The sequence below is a fragment of the Leyella lascolaii genome, assembly GCF_900079775.1.
Taxonomy (GTDB): Bacteria; Bacteroidota; Bacteroidia; order Bacteroidales; family Bacteroidaceae; genus Prevotella; species Prevotella lascolaii.
In genome coordinates this window covers 267,432-284,982 of the sequence record NZ_LT556036.1, presented here as the reverse complement: position 1 = coordinate 284,982, position 17,551 = coordinate 267,432, and the positions used below count along the sequence as shown (strand labels likewise).

General features: G+C 46.6%; 22 protein-coding genes and 1 pseudogene. 13 read left to right on the top strand and 10 right to left on the bottom strand.

Features of this window, described 5'->3' with window-relative positions; all coding sequences use genetic code 11:
• Positions 1 to 12: 12 nt before the first annotated feature.
• Positions 13 to 1,242: a site-specific integrase gene (locus tag BN4609_RS04385; RefSeq protein ID WP_068855433.1), complete on the bottom strand. Its 1,230-nt coding sequence runs from the start codon at positions 1,240 to 1,242 to the stop codon at positions 13 to 15.
• 150 nt (positions 1,243 to 1,392) lie between these two features.
• Between BN4609_RS04385 and BN4609_RS17110 the strand changes: the two genes are divergently transcribed.
• The 6 genes from BN4609_RS17110 to BN4609_RS04355 all read left to right on the top strand — a co-directional run bounded on the left by BN4609_RS17110 (position 1,393) and on the right by BN4609_RS04355 (position 4,481).
• Complete coding sequence (locus tag BN4609_RS17110) at positions 1,393 to 1,698, top strand: tyrosine-type recombinase/integrase (RefSeq protein WP_068855432.1); 306 nt, start codon at positions 1,393 to 1,395, stop codon at positions 1,696 to 1,698.
• A 297-nt stretch (positions 1,699 to 1,995) separates the two neighbouring features.
• Entirely contained in the window at positions 1,996 to 2,250 is a 255-nt protein-coding gene (locus tag BN4609_RS04375; protein WP_068855431.1) for a hypothetical protein, read from the top strand.
• Positions 2,251 to 2,264: 14 nt separating this feature from the next.
• On the top strand, positions 2,265 to 2,876 hold the full coding sequence (locus BN4609_RS04370) for a hypothetical protein (RefSeq protein ID WP_068855430.1): 612 nt from the start codon (positions 2,265 to 2,267) through the stop codon (positions 2,874 to 2,876).
• 20 nt (positions 2,877 to 2,896) lie between these two features.
• Positions 2,897 to 3,355, top strand: a complete 459-nt coding sequence (locus BN4609_RS16725; protein WP_068855429.1) for a hypothetical protein — start codon at positions 2,897 to 2,899, stop codon at positions 3,353 to 3,355.
• A 132-nt stretch (positions 3,356 to 3,487) separates the two neighbouring features.
• Positions 3,488 to 3,832 (top strand): helix-turn-helix transcriptional regulator, encoded by a 345-nt coding sequence (locus BN4609_RS04360; RefSeq protein ID WP_068855428.1) that lies wholly within the window; start codon positions 3,488 to 3,490, stop codon positions 3,830 to 3,832.
• A complete protein-coding gene (locus BN4609_RS04355) occupies positions 3,825 to 4,481 on the top strand; it encodes a hypothetical protein (RefSeq protein WP_068855427.1) in 657 nt (218 codons plus the stop codon). Before BN4609_RS04360 ends, BN4609_RS04355 begins: the two co-directional genes overlap by 8 nt.
• 1,078 nt (positions 4,482 to 5,559) lie before the next feature.
• Here the strand turns inward: BN4609_RS04355 and BN4609_RS04345 are convergent.
• Genes BN4609_RS04345 through BN4609_RS04320 form a run of 7 tightly spaced genes read right to left on the bottom strand, consistent with a single transcriptional unit; the run spans position 5,560 to position 11,917 of the window.
• The gene (locus tag BN4609_RS04345) at positions 5,560 to 6,855 is read right to left on the bottom strand and encodes a sigma-54-dependent transcriptional regulator (RefSeq protein ID WP_068855425.1); all 1,296 of its coding nucleotides are present in this window, start codon (positions 6,853 to 6,855) and stop codon (positions 5,560 to 5,562) included.
• Positions 6,843 to 7,241: a hypothetical protein gene (locus BN4609_RS16910; RefSeq protein ID WP_241033193.1), complete on the bottom strand. Its 399-nt coding sequence runs from the start codon at positions 7,239 to 7,241 to the stop codon at positions 6,843 to 6,845. Before BN4609_RS16910 ends, BN4609_RS04345 begins: the two co-directional genes overlap by 13 nt.
• Positions 7,242 to 7,250: 9 nt before the next feature.
• Positions 7,251 to 9,149 carry a hybrid sensor histidine kinase/response regulator gene (locus BN4609_RS04340; protein WP_241033192.1) on the bottom strand — a complete coding sequence of 633 codons (1,899 nt, stop codon included), beginning with the start codon at positions 9,147 to 9,149 and terminating at the stop codon, positions 7,251 to 7,253.
• Positions 9,150 to 9,180: 31 nt separating this feature from the next.
• Positions 9,181 to 9,840 carry an HAD hydrolase-like protein gene (locus BN4609_RS04335; protein WP_068855424.1) on the bottom strand — a complete coding sequence of 220 codons (660 nt, stop codon included), beginning with the start codon at positions 9,838 to 9,840 and terminating at the stop codon, positions 9,181 to 9,183.
• Entirely contained in the window at positions 9,837 to 11,021 is a 1,185-nt protein-coding gene (locus tag BN4609_RS04330; protein ID WP_068855423.1) for an MFS transporter, read from the bottom strand. The genes BN4609_RS04335 and BN4609_RS04330 overlap by 4 nt, the downstream gene beginning before the upstream one ends.
• An 11-nt stretch (positions 11,022 to 11,032) precedes the next feature.
• Entirely contained in the window at positions 11,033 to 11,359 is a 327-nt protein-coding gene (locus BN4609_RS04325) for a DMT family transporter (protein WP_068855422.1), read from the bottom strand.
• Between the two features lie 33 nt (positions 11,360 to 11,392).
• Positions 11,393 to 11,917 carry a nitroreductase family protein gene (locus BN4609_RS04320; protein WP_068855637.1) on the bottom strand — a complete coding sequence of 175 codons (525 nt, stop codon included), beginning with the start codon at positions 11,915 to 11,917 and terminating at the stop codon, positions 11,393 to 11,395.
• 161 nt (positions 11,918 to 12,078) lie between these two features.
• On the opposite strand from BN4609_RS04320, the gene BN4609_RS04315 reads away from it, so the two are divergent.
• The 3 genes from BN4609_RS04315 to BN4609_RS04305 all read left to right on the top strand — a co-directional run bounded on the left by BN4609_RS04315 (position 12,079) and on the right by BN4609_RS04305 (position 13,570).
• Entirely contained in the window at positions 12,079 to 12,642 is a 564-nt protein-coding gene (locus BN4609_RS04315; RefSeq protein WP_068855421.1) for a Crp/Fnr family transcriptional regulator, read from the top strand.
• A 291-nt stretch (positions 12,643 to 12,933) separates the two neighbouring features.
• Positions 12,934 to 13,230, top strand: a complete 297-nt coding sequence (locus BN4609_RS04310) for a helix-turn-helix domain-containing protein (protein WP_068855420.1) — start codon at positions 12,934 to 12,936, stop codon at positions 13,228 to 13,230.
• A gap of 34 nt (positions 13,231 to 13,264) precedes the next feature.
• Positions 13,265 to 13,570, top strand: coding sequence for a helix-turn-helix domain-containing protein (locus BN4609_RS04305; RefSeq protein ID WP_068855419.1), 306 nt, complete (start codon positions 13,265 to 13,267; stop codon positions 13,568 to 13,570).
• An 83-nt stretch (positions 13,571 to 13,653) separates the two neighbouring features.
• On the opposite strand, the gene BN4609_RS04300 is transcribed toward BN4609_RS04305, so the two are convergent.
• Both BN4609_RS04300 and BN4609_RS04295 read right to left on the bottom strand, forming a co-directional pair.
• On the bottom strand, positions 13,654 to 14,034 hold the full coding sequence (locus BN4609_RS04300; protein WP_068855636.1) for a virulence RhuM family protein: 381 nt from the start codon (positions 14,032 to 14,034) through the stop codon (positions 13,654 to 13,656).
• Between the two features lie 2 nt (positions 14,035 to 14,036).
• A pseudogene (locus tag BN4609_RS04295) lies at positions 14,037 to 14,552 on the bottom strand (site-specific integrase); the annotation flags it as partial.
• Between the two features lie 326 nt (positions 14,553 to 14,878).
• Here BN4609_RS04295 and BN4609_RS16905 point away from each other — a divergent pair.
• From BN4609_RS16905 to BN4609_RS16895, 4 genes are read left to right on the top strand one after another with little or no spacing between them, the layout of a single operon-like run.
• The gene (locus tag BN4609_RS16905) at positions 14,879 to 15,229 is read left to right on the top strand and encodes an Arm DNA-binding domain-containing protein (RefSeq protein ID WP_241033191.1); all 351 of its coding nucleotides are present in this window, start codon (positions 14,879 to 14,881) and stop codon (positions 15,227 to 15,229) included.
• A 27-nt stretch (positions 15,230 to 15,256) separates the two neighbouring features.
• Positions 15,257 to 16,210, top strand: a complete 954-nt coding sequence (locus tag BN4609_RS04290; RefSeq protein WP_241033190.1) for a site-specific integrase — start codon at positions 15,257 to 15,259, stop codon at positions 16,208 to 16,210.
• A 3-nt stretch (positions 16,211 to 16,213) separates the two neighbouring features.
• Positions 16,214 to 17,038 carry a phage integrase SAM-like domain and Arm DNA-binding domain-containing protein gene (locus BN4609_RS16900; RefSeq protein WP_241033189.1) on the top strand — a complete coding sequence of 275 codons (825 nt, stop codon included), beginning with the start codon at positions 16,214 to 16,216 and terminating at the stop codon, positions 17,036 to 17,038.
• Positions 17,026 to 17,550, top strand: coding sequence for a site-specific integrase (locus tag BN4609_RS16895; RefSeq protein ID WP_241033188.1), 525 nt, complete (start codon positions 17,026 to 17,028; stop codon positions 17,548 to 17,550). The genes BN4609_RS16900 and BN4609_RS16895 overlap by 13 nt, the downstream gene beginning before the upstream one ends.
• Position 17,551 lies beyond the last annotated feature (1 nt).

The window sequence follows — 17,551 nt, the reverse complement described above, 5'->3', positions numbered from 1 at the left end:
GTGATACTATTATCAGAGTACAAGTTTCAAGTCTTTGGTAGCCTCTATATATTTATCCATGTCTTCAAAAAGTTTCTTCGGAGTCACCCGCGCATAAATCTGGGTAGTAGAAATGTCTGAATGCCCCAGCATTCTGCTGACCGTTTCTATCGGTACACCGTTTTCGAGTGTGATCAGAGTCGAAAACGAGTGCCGTCCCATATGATAGGTAAGCGGACCGTCTATTCCGGCCATAACCTTCAGACTGGACAAGTTCCACATCAATGCACCGTGTTCTATATGTGGAAACAGTGTCTTTCGTGATTTGCTGCGGTATTTTTCGATAAGCTCTATTGCTTCTGGAAGCAGTTTGACACGGCATAATTTTCCGTTCTTTCCTCGCTGGTATTTCAGCCATAAAGCTCCGCTGTCATCCTTTACAAGGTTTGTTTCGGTTATGGACACTACATCAATATAAGATGTTCCGGTATAACAGGCGAAAAGAAAAAGGTCTCTGGTAGTAATATGCGACCAGCGATGTTCCTCTATTTCCAAATCACGGAGTTTTTCAAAATCCTCACGGCTCAATGCTCTCGGTGGCTTCTCCAGCTTCTTTGGCAAAGTGTAATGTTCAAAATGGTACTTGTCCGAATGTCCTTCCTTAAAGGCTATACGACAGACCCGTTTAAGTAAAGCCAGATAATGGCGTACGGTTTCAATACTTAGTCCACACTTTATGACCACATATTCCTGAAACTCCCTTATGAACTGCTCGTTCAACTGTCCGAAAGCAAGATCGGAAACCTTATAACGGCTGGATATGAATTCGGCAAGTCGTTGACGCGTATAAATGTAATTGGGTATCGTTCGTAATGAATATTCCACACCGACAAGAGATTTGACTTCTTCTATGTGGCGGTCAAAAAGTTTGAGCAGAGTCATGCGGCTGTCCATTCCTCCTTGAAACAGATTTTTTACTGAAACTGCATCAAAATCGGTTTTCCGTTCTGCAAGGGTATCAAATGCTTTGTGTATGGAAACAAGCAGCCTGTCTATTTTGGCATTGGTTTCCACCGCTTCCTTACTTTTACCGTTCAACCGGCTTTCCCTCGGATTCCAAAGTTTCTCACTGCAATTCAGTTTACAACTGAATTGCGCTACACTACGATTTACCGTAATTCTACCCATGATCGGAGTTTTACCGTTCTTGTCTGTTCCGCTTCTTTTAAGGTAAAGCAACACCTTGAATTTTTCAATCTTCATACGCTTACATTTTTTGTCGTAAAACTACAATTCTTATAAGCGTTCTTTGATATGCAAAACATTGCAAATCAGCGAGAAAATATCCGGTCTCAGATTACTTGATTTGCTCACCGTTACCTATATTGTTCAGGTAACTGGACAGCTAACGTTTTGGTAACTGAAACCGCTCAATATTCTGCACTTCATTGCTTTTTCGACTTTAAGCAAAATGATGAATATCTGCTTATTTCCAACACGTTACAATTTATCTGTTCAATCTTGTTAGCTCTTGCTTTTTACTTTATACTCCATGTTGCAAGACACACCTTTGCAACCCTATTGGTGCAGGATGGGACGGATATTTATAAAATATCAAAATTTCTGGGGCATAAAAGCATAAATATGACGCAACGGTATTTGAAATACGACTTGTCAATTGCCATAAATACGGCGAAAGAAATAAAAACTTTTGATTGACAATAGATTTATCAACAAATATGCACACAAAGACAAAAAGTCTTGTTATCTTTGCAATGTCCTTTGGGATGTTTTTGTGGAAATAACTAAGAAGTGCCTTTCTCGTAGAAATCGCCAAATTACTCTAAAGGAAGCACACTTTGGTACGGATAGCTCGCCATAGGCGGGTTGTTCGTCTATTTGTGTGCAGGTGTTTGGCGATACCTTACGAGAAGTGGACGACAGCCCGCTTCTTTGCAAATCAAAATTTCACTTCCTTTTCGCTGCCGTAAGGGAACTTGTAGAAATCGCCAAACAATGAAAAAGAAACTGTTATGTATATCTACAGCAAACCTTTTTGTCCTTGCTGTGCTCAGTATGATTTTATTTGGTTGCCAACAACCATCTAAACCTAAAAAGATTTCTGACTTTGTAGAAATTGTATCTGTTGACATTGATGCAAAATGGGATTGGTTTCTTGTAGCTTATTGGCACCCCCAAATAGAGCTCAAATTCCGAAACATATCAGGACAACCTATCAATAATGACATTTCCGTAAATACCAGTTTATAATAGACGATGAGATTGTGGATGAAGGCAGTAAAATACTACATTCCAAGACTGATGCGGCTTGGGATAGCGGTTTATTAAAAACACTTGAATTCAGTTATGTTCATGATAGCCAGATAAAGGACTTGGATAAAACACCGCCACGAATAAAAGCAAAGTTTGTTTTTGAGGATAATTCACCTATTTGGAACGGTATTGTTGAGCCAAAGAAATATGATGATTATATACATCAGAAAATGCAGAAAGAGGAAAAAGCAACAGCAAAAACACACTCAATAAAAGCATCTAAATCAAAGAATAATCCGTCAGGTTTGATTTCAGGGCCACATCAAAGCTATTATAAAAGCTCATATTTCAAGAATGGGAAAATGCATGATTCCATTGTTATTAGTAATACTTACTTTTACGAAACCAAAAGAGTGATAAAAAGCACATCGTATGTAAAGGTTGACCTGAACGACTACTTCAACCCAGAGGAAGCGGATTGGAATCGTACGGAATTAAGTGATGATGAATGGGAATATCTACGTAGCAAGAATGTTTTTCACTGTGATACCACTATACAGAATAATAAACTAAAAGGTTGGTATCACATAAGCAAGTGGACGGAAACCCAGAAAAGTAAATAGAAATTTATAATTCATGGAATATGGAAGTTATTAAAGGTATTTTAGCGTTATTAGGTTTGGGCGGTTTAAGTCTGACATTGGTTTGGCTGCTGTTCGCAGTGTTTAATCTGTTGTGGGCTATACTTTCCGCTGTATTGGCTACGAGACGTGGCAGGAATGCTTGGAATTGGTTTTTCCTATCATGCTTCTATGGTATCTTCGGACTATTATTCTTGGCTTGCTCACGGACTATCAATCAAGGAGAGTACAAGGAAAGTGATACGTTGTCGAAAGTCTTATGGGCTGTATTTCTGATACCAACAACGATTATTGTCACGCTTTCAATAATCATATCCGTAGAAAAGAAGAAAGACGAAGAATTGACCCGTAAAGTCTTGGAGGATATGAAAAGAGAAGAACAAATTTACCCGCAAAACGAAGATGCCAATTCTTACCGAAAGAATACGCATAATGCGAACGAAAATGAATATCCGTGGTAAGGCAAAAGATGTGATTATTTAACACAGGCAAGAGAACGCCTTTTTGAGGAATACCAAAAAAGATATTCCTCTTTTTTGTTGTTTTTCGATTTTGTGATTATATTTGCATTGAATTTATAAAACAAAAATATCATGGTAAAAGAAGTCATAGAAATTCAAGAGCTGCTTAAAAGACAGAAATCCTATATGAGAGTCATTTTGAAAATGACGGAAAAATTGTTTGAGGTACAACGTCAAATAACCGAATATGCAGTAAAGGAGGGCAAGAAAGCACCAAAGGAAGAAAAAGTCCAATCAGACCTGCTTACTTCAAAGGATGTTTGCAGTATGCTTAAAATTTCCGCTTCCACTTTATACAGGATGAGGACTTATGACGGTTTTCCTTGCGTCAAGGAAAAGGGGAGAAAAAGTGTTTTGTTCAGAAGGCAGGACATAGAGGAATATTACAACAATCTAAAGAATAAAGCAAATGACTGATAATATAAAGCTCAGGCTTGATGGATTTACTGGGAACTTTGACAAGTGTCGGTATATCGGCGAAGGCAAATACGGAAGTATGTATTTATTGCCCAGCCATAGCAAATTAAATCCAAGTTCTTTATTTGTTTATCAGAACAGAGAAACCCAAAGCGTGACAATATGTTGCAGCATAAGAAAGTGGTATTACAATAAATGGACGTTGCTTGATTTGACCTATTCCGCATTTATTAAAGCGATGGAATGTCTGGCGAAAGACTTATCTATCCCCATGTCCGAACTTGGCAGGGCGAGAATAAGCCAATGTGAGATAGGACAGAATGTGCGTGTAAAAATCCCCCCGACGCAGATAATCCCCAGGATTGCAGGCTATGGAAACATAAAAAAAAGTAATAATATAAAGAATGAAACCGTCTATTTCTTCGGAATATCCAAGAAATTGATTGTTTATGACAAGTTGATAGAAATTGGAGCAAAAGGGGGAAAACACAAGGAAAAAGCTATGCAGGCAATGCAGGATAAAGGTTACCATTTTCTGCGTATAGAGTTTAAACTGTATGACCATAACTCGTTCAAAAGCCATCAAATGGGACATATTGAAACGGTTGGTGATTTAATCATCAATTTTTCAACCCTTTATGAATTTTGAACGTGGCAGATAAGCAATCTTTTCCTTTCTTCATCCATCAAATTTGATATGCAGCGCATGACAAAAAACGAATATGCAATTGCGACAGGAATTGAGTATCGGGGATTTAAGTGTTTTTTGGAGGAATATCTGAGTCTTTGCAAGTCCAAGACCGCTAAAGGGCTAAAATCTGCACGAAGTCGGGCGAAAAAGGAAGTCTATGGCGTGGCACAGAAATATGCCTCGCATGAGGAATACGGATTCAGTTCATTGAAAAAAGATGTGGCAAGACACCTGATATTGAAAAGCAGGCAAGAGGAAATGGACATACCTTTTCTGTTTCGTAACTTGTGGGGAGTGAACGGACATAATAATAAGAGGAAAAAGTAACTACTATAATATACCTTGTTTATTCCTGTATAAAGGATAAACGAAACAGAATGTATGGAATAGCAATAATAATACTGACAATATATTGATGCAAAGAAAATACTGCTTTGTTTGATAAAAGTGTATTCTTGTGATTGCAAAAAGCGCAATACGCATTTCTAAGGGTGAGTGTAACGAACCCTTAGAAAGCGTTTGTCAGAAAGCGCATAAGCCAAGCGATGATTTTAGGCTTATTTTCGGGTGTTTCTCATTACAGGGTATAAGAAGCCGCACCACGCCATAAACAAGCCTCTAAACGAAAGGAATGGGGCATAGCGGGCATTCGTATTATGAAAGGGCAAAGGGGCAATCCAATATAATCCAAAAGTATGGTATTGCCGAAACCTCCAAAGGTAAGAAATATATGGTATGCCAGTTTGTCATACACAAGCGTTCTTTTCAAAATAAAATGCAGATTTAGGCATGCTTTCGCCCCTATTTTCGCCCCTTCAAAACAGAAATCACATGTATATATCTTATTATCAATAACTTTACTTGGTTGTTTGAGCTTCTTCGAGTTACCCGAAGGCTTTTCGGTTACTGCCGAAAAGTGGCAGCAGCAAGGTATGTTTCGAGTTACTCGAAACCTTTCGGGTTACTCCGAAAGCCTTGTCGCCGGGTTGCCTCTCCGAAGTCGGGCAACCTGTTCTAACCTTGTGGTGTTCTTGGTCTATTTCTTGTACTTTATGCCGTATAATCTTGTCTTGTTGTACAGCGTGGTACGTCCGATGCCGAGCAATGCCGCAGCCAATTTGCGGTTGCCTTTCGCCTGTTCCAGCGCACGGATAATCTGTTTCTTTTCCATATCGTCCATTTCCAGTGAAGCGTCAGACGTCAGCGGCATTTCATCGAATTCCAACATGTCCGCCGTGACCGTATCGCCCTCGGTATGCAGCACCGCCAAATGCACGACCCGTTTCAGCTCTCTCACGTTGCCGCCCCACGTATAGGCAAGCAGTCGTTTTCTTACCTCCGCGTCAAAGCCTTTTACTTGCTTTTCAAATTCCTCGTTGGCAAGTTGTAGGAAGAACTCCGCAAGCGGTATGATGTCCTCCTTGCACTCGCGCAGCGGCGGTATGTGCAGGGTGTATTCTTTCAGCCGTTGGTAGAGGTCAGCCCGGAAACGCTTTTCAGTTATGGCAACCTGCAAATTTTCGTTGGTGGCGGCGATGATGCGCACATCAGCCCGTTTGTCCTTGCTGCCGCCCGTGGGTCTGTACATTTTGGATTCCAACGCACGGAGCAGCATCTGCTGCACTTCTATGGGCAGGTTGCCTATCTCGTCAAGGAACAACGTGCCTCCGGCGGCTTCCTCCCAGAAACCTTGTTTCTTGCTTTCGGCTCCTGTGAACGCCCCTTTCTCATGTCCGAACAGGGCGGAGGCGGCAAGCTCCTTTGAAAGCAGGCCGCAGTCCACCGCCACGAATGGTTTGCCTGCCCGTTTGCTCCTCGCGTGTATCTTCCCGGCAATGTGTTCCTTTCCTGTTCCGCTTTCGCCTAATATCAATACGTTCATGTTGGTTGGGGCGACCAGCCTTATCCTGCGGTCTATCTCACGGAAAGTCGCGCTCTGCCGCTCGTAAATCGGTGCGTCGTGCCGCTCCGTCCTTTTCTGCAAGATTTTCAGGAGCGGGAAAAGGTTGGCTTCAATCAGCGGCTTCGGGATGTAATCTTCCGCGCCCGACTTCATCGACCGGACGGCGGTGGGCACTTCGTCGTAGTCGGTCATGACGATGTAGGGATTGTTCATGCCCTGTCTCCGCAGTTCTTCCAGCAGGGCGATGCCGTCTCCGTCGGGCAGTCGCAGGTCGGCAAGCACGATGTCGTCCTCCCGCATCTTGGAAAACAGTTTCCTTGCCCCGTTGCAGGTGGAGGTGCTGACGCTTTGGAATCCCTTGCTCTCCAGCAGTCCGCACACATAACCGGCGAATACGGGATTGTCCTCTATCACGATTATCCGTCCCATCGTTCCGCCTCCTTTCTCGCCAAATCTACAATCAGTTTGCCTTGTGCCAGTACGGCGTCAACGGCTGCCTTTACTTCGTTATCTGATATTTTTCCCTTGTGGATTGTGTCATACAATACCGCCAACGGCTGTTCCGCCTTTATCAGCATCCACGAGCTTCTGAGGTGGTGTATCCAGCTGTCCAACGCCTCCATGTCCCCGGCTTCCGCAGCCTTGCGCACTTCATCCATGTCGGATTGTGTCGTGGTCGCCAGCTTTTCCAGCGTGCGCCGCTTGTCGCCGAAAGCGAGCAGGGGCGACAGGTCTATATTGCTTGTGCCCTTTGGCTTGATGCAGCGTTCCGTGACTGCAAGCAGTTCGTCTATGGAATAAGGCTTGTACAGCACGGCGGCAAATCATTTTTCTGTCAGTTCCTTTTCTTCCACATAGCCTGCGGCGGTGGCTGCCACTACGGGGATGGTCTGCGAGTTGCCGATTTCCGACGTGCGCAGCAGTTCCAGCACCCCGTAGCCGTTCACCTCCGGCATCTTCAGGTCGGTTACCAGCAGGTCGTAGTCCTTTGTGCGCATACGGTCTGTAAGTTCATCCACTCTTTGGCAGGTGTCGCACTTCACGCCGCTTTGCCTGTACATTTCCTTCATCATGTCCAGCAGCATCCCGTTGTTGTCTATCGCCAGCACGGAGCAGCCGGAAAGCGTGGAATGCTTAACAGTTGTCTTTTCGGTGGCCGTTGTTTCCTCCGCTTTGGGCAGTGGCAGACTTACGCTGAAGCGGCTTCCTTTGCCCGGTTCGCTCTCCACTGTGATGCTTCCATTCAACAGTTTCACCGTGTCGCTGACGATGGCAAGCCCAAGCCCGAAACCGTCTTCCGTCACGGAGTTGCCCAGCCGCTCGAACGGGACGAATATCCGCAGTTGCTGTTCCTTTGTCATGCCCGTGCCTGTGTCTGACACTGACAAGGTAAATATGCCGCTGGTATATTCGGTTGTCAATGTGACACTTCCGTTTTTGGTAAATTTGATGGCGTTGGAGAGCAGGTTGCTCCCGATACTCAGGATGCGGTTTTTGTCACCACCCACTATCTCGTTCGCATGGTTTTTCACTGTGAAGGCAAGATGTTTGCTTGCTGCTAATAGCCCGAACTCCGTTTCCAATGTTCCGGCAATGGAGCATAGTTTGAACGGCTTTATGACGGGTGTTTCCTTGTCGCGGTCCAGACGGAAATACACCAGCAGGCTGTTTATCATCCCTGCCATGCGTCCAGCGGCATCATGGATGGCGTGTGCATGGCGTATGCGGCTGTCAGCCTCCGTGTCGTCCAGCAGCAGTTCGGCGTTGCCGCCGATGGCGGTCAGCGGGGTGCGCAGTTCGTGGGTGACGTTTTGGATGAGGTTGCGCCGCAACTTGATTAGCTTTTCATTTGCGTTATTGCTCTCCTGCAACTTTCCGATGAGTTGCTCACGCTGTTTCCGTTCGTGGTCGTTACGCCTGATTTCCCAGTGGATGGCAAGACCGGAGAAGAACAGCAGTACGATGGCGGCGGAGATGGTGGCGGTCAGCAGCCTAACGGACAGTGCCTGCGCCTCCGATATGTCCTGTTCTCGTGCGTCGAATGCGGCCTGTGCCTGCGTGTCGAGGTCGCGTATCAGCCGCCCCAGTTCCCTGTTCAGCGTCCGGTTGCGGATGCGCAGGCTGTCGGCGTATGCTTCCATCTCCGCCGCCTGTTTCCTTTGCAGGGCGGTCAGGCTGTCGCTGAAGGCGTGGAGTTCCCCGGCGGATGGCAGCACCTGTACGGTCTTCTTGCCGCCGAAGAAGCCTGCCAGCCCGCTTTTCTTCTTCCTCACGGTGCGGACACGTGTAGCCCGTCGGGCTACTTCGGGCAGGTGGTTCACCAGCAGGCTGTTTGCCTCGTCCTGCCGCTCCATCACCTCCATGATGTGCCGCAGATGGGTTTCCTTGTCCGTCAGGAGGGAGCGGAGCGTGTCTATCTGTGCCGGGCGCACGTATTCGCGGCAGAGCGGTTTCATGGCTTGCAGCAGGCTGTCGGTGCTCAGGAGCTGGGCATGGTAATGGCGGTAGTCCGTTTCGTCCCAGCCGACGACGCCCTCGCCCAACAGGGCAAGCCGGGTGATACAACGGTGGGCCTCACTTATGTCACGGCGCACCTGCCGGATGGTTTCCGTGCCGGCTTCTATCTCCCTGATGCGTTTGCGCTCATGCACCAAAATGGCGGCCATGCTGCCGATGACCGCCATCATGATAACGTAGCCTGCAAGAATTTTAAATTGTAACACTTAATAACAATCTGTAAATTTATGTAAATAGCTACACTTTGGCAAGAAGTTCATACGTAAGTTCTGTTACTGAAGAAACCAGCCTGTCAGCATGAACCGATGATAATTCTGCTTCTGAGCCATAGCCATAGAGAACACCAACACATTCCATTCCGATAGCATGGGCACCTGATACATCGAACTTGCGGTCACCCACCATTATGGCACTGTCCATATCGGTAATGTTTGCCAGATGACATAAATAACGCATTACTTCGACCTTACTTTCCCGTGAACGATCGAAAGAAGCTCCTCCAATATAATCGAAAAAAACGGATAATCCAAAATGTTCCAATATCCGTACGGCGAATTCCGTGGGCTTGGAGGTTGCCACATAAAGATGCTTGCCTGCTTCACACAATGTCTTCAACATCTCCGGGATACCGGGATAGGCTGTGTTCTCGCACCAACCTTTCTCGGAAAAATATTCACAGTAATATCTTACCGCCTCGTCCGCCTGTGCATCGGAGAAATGATAAAATTCTCTGAACGAATAGGTCAATGGCGGTCCAATGAACGGGGTTAACTTATGCAAATCGTTTTCAACGATGCCATAGCGAGATAAGGCATATTGCACACTGTGGACTATACCTTTGAATGAGTCGGTCAGCGTGCCGTCCAAGTCAAATAGGATATGATGTTTGGAGCTCATATCTTACTTTCCTTAAATGTAAAACTGACCAGCAAGGACAAGGCAATGAAAGTCAGTCCCGCTATGGCTGTTCCCGTCCATTGAAAATGCTCCCAGCAGATGCCGGCTACAAACGTTCCCACAGAACCGCCAAGAAAATAAATGGTCATGTAAAGCGTGTTTACACGGTTGATGGCTTCAGCGTCAAGCGTTACTACACTGGTTTGATTGGCAAGATGAATGCTCTGCATTCCCGCATCAATCAGAAGAATGGCAATGATAATGCCTGCGTAGCTGTCGCCGCCCCACCATGCTGTCAGCCAAGCCACCAGCATAACGGCTCCACCCATGAGAGAAAAACGTCTGGCTCCATAAACAGAAATATATTTACTGATGAATACCACAGTAGCAGCTCCTGCCAATCCGCAAAATCCCAATGCCCCTATGATATCATCTCCGGCAAAAAAAGGGGCTTGCTTCATCTTGAAGGCAAGGCAACTCCATAAGGCAAAGAAAGCGCCATAAGCCAATGCCGCCCGAGCGGAAGCAATGCGCAGGTATGGATATTTCCGCAGAATATGCCATAGAGACTTCATCAGCCTTCCGTATGTTTCTTTTGCCTGTGCGGGCAATGCGGGAAGCACTTTGTACATCATCAACCAGCAATACGTCATCAGTCCGGCCGCTATGAAATACACCATGCGCCACCCCCAGGCATTGGCAATCAGTCCACTCAGTATCCGTGAGCCCAAAATTCCCACCAACAGACAGGACTGCATGATGCCTACATTGCGCGTCTTATGGCTTGGGGCTGAATGATAAGACACAAGCGGTATGAAGAACTGAGGCATGACAGACGTCGCTCCGGTTATCAGCGATGCCACCCATACGATACGGATGTCCTGTGCCGTACCAATCGCCAGCAGAGAGCAGGCTGCAAGAACGTAGTTGGTTAATATCAACTTACGGCGTGAAAGCAGGTCTCCCAATGGAATGACAAACAGCAGACCAAGCATATAGCCGACTTGCGTTAAGGTCGCTACCGCATTGGCGGATAAATCATTTATTTTAAAATCTGTGGCTATACTGCCCAACAAGGGCTGGTTATAGTAACAGTTGGCGACTGAAAATCCGGTTGCAATGGAAAGCATGACCAGCAATGAAGCCGGAATACCCTGGTTGGCTTTCAATTCATATTTCATGTATTCCCCTTTCAGTAAGAAACAATCTTCAAACCTATCAAAGACGCTATCAGCGTGAACAAGAAGAAAAGCCGTATAGGTGTGGCCGGCTCCTTAAAGACAAAAATGCCTATCAGGACCGTACCTACCGCCCCGATACCCGTCCAAATGGCATAAGCTGTGCCTAACGACAACGTTTGTACGGCCTTGGCAAGCAGTGTCATGCTTAATATTGTGGAGACAAGAAAACCTCCGCCCCAAAGATAGAACTCAAAACCGGATGCGGTCCGAGTCTTCCCCAAACAAAAAGTCAGGCTTACTTCAAAGAGTCCGGCCAATAATAAGATAATCCAATTCATAAAAAATCGCCTTAAGTAAATCGTGTGACATTTTTATCTAATTATACGGTAATACCCTTCTTTTCGTGTGACGGCAGGCGCTGGTTTGCCATCAGGATAGCCCAACGCCAAAGCACCGATGCCCATCAGTCCGTCAGGCAGCTCCCATGACCTTATCATCTCTTTCCCTTCATCCGTGATGAACATTTCTTTCTCTCTATGAATCCAACAGCTTCCCAAGTTCAAGGCATGAGCTGCAAGCATCATATTTTCAAGCACACAAGTTCCATCCTCGATAGCAGTATGAGCATTTGAGGGAGCAAAAACCAATACATAAGTGGGAGCATCGTAAAAAGGATTTGATTTGGATCCAATTACTGCCGCATTCATTGCAGCCAGTTTTTTGCACTGCTCTTTATTCTGCACAGCTACGATAAACGCACTTTGGCGCCCTCCTGCTGAAGGTGCGTAAGTTCCTGCTTCAAGTACGGCATCCAATTCCACGCGAGAAATTTGTCTGTCCTGAAATTTACGACAACTGCGTCGCGTCTTAATAATCTCCAAAAAATCATGTTCCATATTATTCCGTGTTAAAGTTTGATGCAAAAGTAGGTACATCTTACACTAAACCTTTTTACATTTGGCAAAAAATGATTTCGCATTTGACAAAAAGAGACATGCTTCCTGATTTATGACGCATCTTTTTGTTACCTTCGCAGGATGATAAGTGTTGATGGAGTATGAAACTGGAACAGATTTTAAGTTTAAGATACCCTCTGCCTGAAAAGTCTTTAGACAAATTGCATCGTTGTATGTCAGAGATTACATTGCCTAAAGGATTTCATATATTGGAAATAAACAAGGTAGAGAAAGATATATTTTTCATTAAACAGGGTATTGTCAGGGCTTTTACTTATGTTGACGGAAAAGAAATTACGTTTTGGATAGGCAAGGAAGGTGCTACCATTGTTTCTATGAAAGGATATGTAAACGACGAGGCTGGGTATGAGACAATGGAACTGATGGAGGATTCTGTTCTGTATGTCTTGAAAAGGAAGAAATTGCAGGAATTGTTTTTGGAAGATTTGCATATTGCTAATTGGGGACGACGGTATGCGGAAATGGAACTTTTGGAGACTGAACAACGATTAATCTCCATGCTCTCAGCTATCGCCTCAGAGCGTTACAGGCAACTGGTTGAGATGGATCCGGAACTCTTGCAACGGCTGCCATTGGGCAGCATAGCCTCGTATCTTGGCATTACGCAGACAAGTTTAAGCAGGATAAGGTCACGAATGAAATAGCTTTATTTACAATTTAGCTTTTGCAACCATTTTGCAGTGTCACTTCATATAATAACGCCACAGGCTTCCATATCGGTGCCAAATGCTTCCACGCATGCACAAGGTGATTGGCTTTTGCCAACCTTGTCTTTACTTTGCGTTGCCATGCAAAACGATATTCCCAGAGTATGAAAGATTGGGACAGCAAAATGCCACAAGCTGCCACCTAATCGCATATCCATCTCATTACTGAGAATACCGATTTACTTTGCAGGCAAAAACCAAGTATCAACATTAAAAGCAGTATCGACAATGGAAATTTTGATTATTCAGAAAGAGGCATTCGAGGAAATGGCGGCGAAGTTCAGCCGTTTCACGGAACGTGTGGATGCCCTACTTGCCAAGCAGGGCGGCAAGTCATTAAACCGCTGGATGGACAACCAGGAAGTCTGCCAGCAGTTGAACATCAGTCCGCGCACGTTGCAGACGCTACGCGACAACGGCACGCTGGCCTATTCGCAGATTAACCACAAGGTGTTTTACAAGCCGGAGGATGTGCTGAGCATCGTAAAACTAATTGAGGGCAAACGGACGGTCAGAACCGTCTGATTATTATTGTCTTACCACTAAATCCAACGTGACAATGAGTGAAATGATAACCAAGAACCATGCGCTGGTCGCCCAATTCGGCGACACGCTTGACCGTCTTCTGGACGGCATCGAGAACTTTGTGGCAAACAGCCGTCCGACATTGGGCGGCGAACGCTTCCTGACGGACAGGGAGGTTTCGGAACGGCTGAAAGTGAGCCGCCGTACCTTGCAGGACTACCGAAACAACGGGGTGGTGTCCTATTACCAGCTGGGCGGCAAAATCCTGTACAAAGAATCGGACATTGAGAGGATGCTTGCCGCCAATTACCGGGAGGCGTTCAGGCGTGTCGGTACATAATCTGCCATCCTATAATAAGAAGAAGCCGACAACGGAGGATTTATTTTCCCTGCCCGTTGTCGGCTCTTTTCTTTTCACCTTTTCTAATTGTTCACTCTCCGGCCATTATATGGGGAGAGCGAAAAGAAAATGTTGACAGGCTGTCTGTTGTTCATGGTCAGCCTGCCCATGACAAACCGCCTGAAAGCCATACATTCCTTAGTCCGCAGTCGGAAGGCGATGGTAATCACCATTTCAAGGCTGTACACATCGTAGCTTATCCCGTTGTCTTGCCTGATGTAGCGCATGGTATCGCTTTCAAACAGTTCCATATTCTTGTAGATGTAAATGGCATGTACAGCCCTGCGGATGTCGCATCCGAATACATTGAACGCATCGGACATTTCCTGTTGTGTCATCCAGACGGGAACAGTCGGCATCGTGACCGTTCCGTTTTCAGTGATTGTGATAATTCCACGTTCCATTGTCATTCCTCCTTATCCGTTAAGATGTCCTTTGTTTTCTTTTCCCTTGACGCACCTGTTCCGTAGGCACGTCTGAAAGCCATCAGATTGTCCATGTCCTTTGAAATCTTCTTGTCCGTTACTTCCGCATACCGTTGAGTGGTTTTTATGCCGGAGTGCCCCATCATCTTGGCGATGCTCTCTATTGGTATTCCCTCCGAAATCAAAAAAGTTCCGAAGGAGTGTCTGCTTTGATGGTAGGACAAGTTTTCCTTCCGCCCTATCGCCACGCCCAGTCCATGTATCTCGAACCACATCTCGTCACGGCTTGTAAGCGGGAACACGGGCCTGGTGTCGTCCGTGGTGTTGTAGAGGTCGAGTAACTGTTCCGCTATCGGGTGCAAGGGGATGAACGCCTCCACGTTGGTCTTCTTCCGGTTGATGCGGATGTAACGCCTGCCGTCCGCCGTCCTGCCGATATGGTGCGGATGGAGCAACATGATGTCCACATACGCCAGACCGGTGAACGAAGAAAGAAGCATCAAAGCAAGGGAGATAGGAACAAAGAGAATCAAGCGCAATACGTTGTAAAACAACATTTTGCAGTTGTCTGCCATTACAGCCAAACAGCAAGGGAAGGCAGGATAATGCAAGGTTTCCGCTACCAAGTCATTACCTGTTCCGCAACCTGCCTGAAGCCTGAAAAACAGCGTTCCTAATGCTTGTAGACAAGCATTATACGTGCGGCAGGGGCTTCAAATCCGCAGATTTAACAGCGTCCGTTCCGTTTGCGCCGTTCTGCCCCGTTTCCAATTCTGTCAGTCGGCAATGTATCACTAATATTGCAACCAAAAAAGTTATGGCAATGAAGACAGAAATGAAAGTGCTGCTCTACATCAAGCGCAGCGGACAGGACAAGGACGGACGGTCGCCCCTCATGGGCAGGATAGCCGTCAGGGGAAAGAACAATTCTATCGCACAGTTCTCATGCAAGTTCAAGGTGGATGTAAGGCTGTGGAACGCCACTGCCCAACGGTGTACGGGCAAGAGCCGGATGGCGGTCATGGCAAACCGGGAGATTGAACGCACGCTGTTGCTGTTGCGCCAGCGTTTCAATGAACTGAAAGACATCAAGGAGGTTGTTTCGGCTGAGGAAGTGAAGAACGCCTACCAAGGACTGGCGGAATCTCAGGACACCATCATGAAGCTGTTTTAGGAGCACAACAGCGACTATGCCTTGCGCGTGGGCGTAAACCGTTCCGCAACCAGCTATTACCATTACACGAACACTTACCCCCACCTCGCCACCTTCCTGAAAGACAAGTATCATCTTTCCGACATGCCTGTCAAACAGATGGACGAGAATTTCATCGAGGATTTCGACATGTACATGCGCACCGTCAAGCGGTTTATGCCCAAGACCATACTCGGACATGTAAACCGCCTGAAAAGCGTGATGATGCTTGCCGTGTTCCGTGGCATTATCCCGTTCAGCCCGTTCAAAGGCTACAGACCGCAAAAGCCGGAGTTCAAGCAGATGTACCTTACGGAAGAGGAACTGGGCAAGTTTGCAAATATGACCTACGATACGCCCAACCGCAATTTCACGAGGGACATGTTCCTGTTCTCGTGTTGGACGGTCATTTGTTACTGCGACATGAGGGCCTTGACGGAGAAGAACCTTGTAAAAGCCGAGGACGGAAGCCTGTGGATTCATACCGAACGGCAGAAGACCAGAACGCCCGAATGTGTAAGGCTGATGGAGATACCGCTCGCCATCTTGGAGAAATATAGGGGCATGGATGCAAACGGGAAACTGCTGCCCATGCTTACGAAAGAGAGCATGAACCGCCACCTCAAAAAGATGTCGGTGATGTGCGGCATCAACCGTCCGATTTCATTTCATCAGGCACGTCATACATTCGGCAGCATAATATGTCTTTCACAAGGCATACCTATCGAAATGGTAAGCAAAATCATGGGGCACAAGCATATAAAGACCACACAACGGTACGCGAAAGTCACGCAGGACAAGATTGACCGTGATGTGGACAGGCTGAATGAAGCCATCGGCGGCAAGTTTTCCTTGTTCGGGATTGATGCATCCCCTTCCACGATGCGCAAGGACAACACCCGACGCAAGGTCAATCCAAGTTGGAAACAAAGGGCTATTGTCAAACAAATGATGGAGGGATAAGCCATGCGCAGCACGTTCAAACTATTATTTTACATCAACCGACAGAAGGTGAAGAAGAACGGCAAATGTCCTGTCATGGGACGTATTACCCTTGACGGCAAGGTCAGCCAGTATTCCACAGGGGTGGAAGTCGAGCCTGCGTATTGGGATGCCGACACGGGCAGGGCTTCCACTGACGGGCGCAAGGAAAGCTTTGACAGCGAGAAGAAAAAGGAGCTGGTCAGGCTGAACGATACCCTGTCCGCACTGGAAGCCAAAGCCCGTGCCGCCTACAAGGAGAATGTGGACAGTTACGGTTTCGTTTCTGCTGAAATCATCAAGAACGCCGTGACGGGCAAGTCGCAGGTGAAGGAAACCCTGCTTGCACTGATGGACGAACATAATGAGGAATACGCCAAACGTGTTGGCATCGACAGGACATGGCACAGCTATGTCCGCTATCTGACCACACGCAAGCACATCCACAATTTCATGAAGTACAAGTACAACATGGAGGACATTCCGTTGCGCTCGCTGACCATGCGCTTCATGACTGACTTCACGTTTTACCTTTCCACCGTGCTGAGATTGAAAGTGTCGGCATATAACGACTACCTCATCCTGCTGCACAAGATGACGCGGCTCGCCTTGAAGAAGCATATCCTCAAACGCGACCCTTTCGCGGGACACAAGATAGAGAAGGTTCCGGTGAACCACCGCTACCTGACAGGCGAACAGTTTGAGAAGCTGTTGAAAGCCAAGCTGCCCACATACAGGCTTTGCCACACGAGGGACCTGTTCGTCTTTTCGACTTTCACGGACTCGGGAGGGCGGATTTGGCGAATTTGACGGAGGACAACATCGTCACGAAGGAAGATGGTAGCAAGTGGATTCACATCGCACGTCAGAAGACCAAGGCGGAGTGCCATATCAAATTGTTGGACATACCCTTGCGCATCATTGAGAAGTATCGCGGGGAAGGCAAGGACGGCAAACTGTTTTATGTGCCAATCACCGGAAACCTCAACCGCAGCCTGAAAATGATAGCCGAACAATGTGGCTTGGACTGCCACCTTACCTACTATCAAAGCCGTCACTCCTTCGCAACCCTGATTTGCCTGAACAACGGCGTGCCGATAGAAAGCATCAGCAAGATGATGGGACATTCCTCCATCCGCACCACGCAAATCTATGCGGAAATCACCAACCAGAAGGTGAGCCGTGACTTGGCTGTATTGTCCGAAACCACTAAGGGCAAGTTCTCCCTGCCTGATGACGGGATGCCCTCACGTGTATTCAAGTGCGGCAATTACAGCGGTTGGAAAAAGGAATGTAAACGTAATTTAGACAATGAAAAATGAT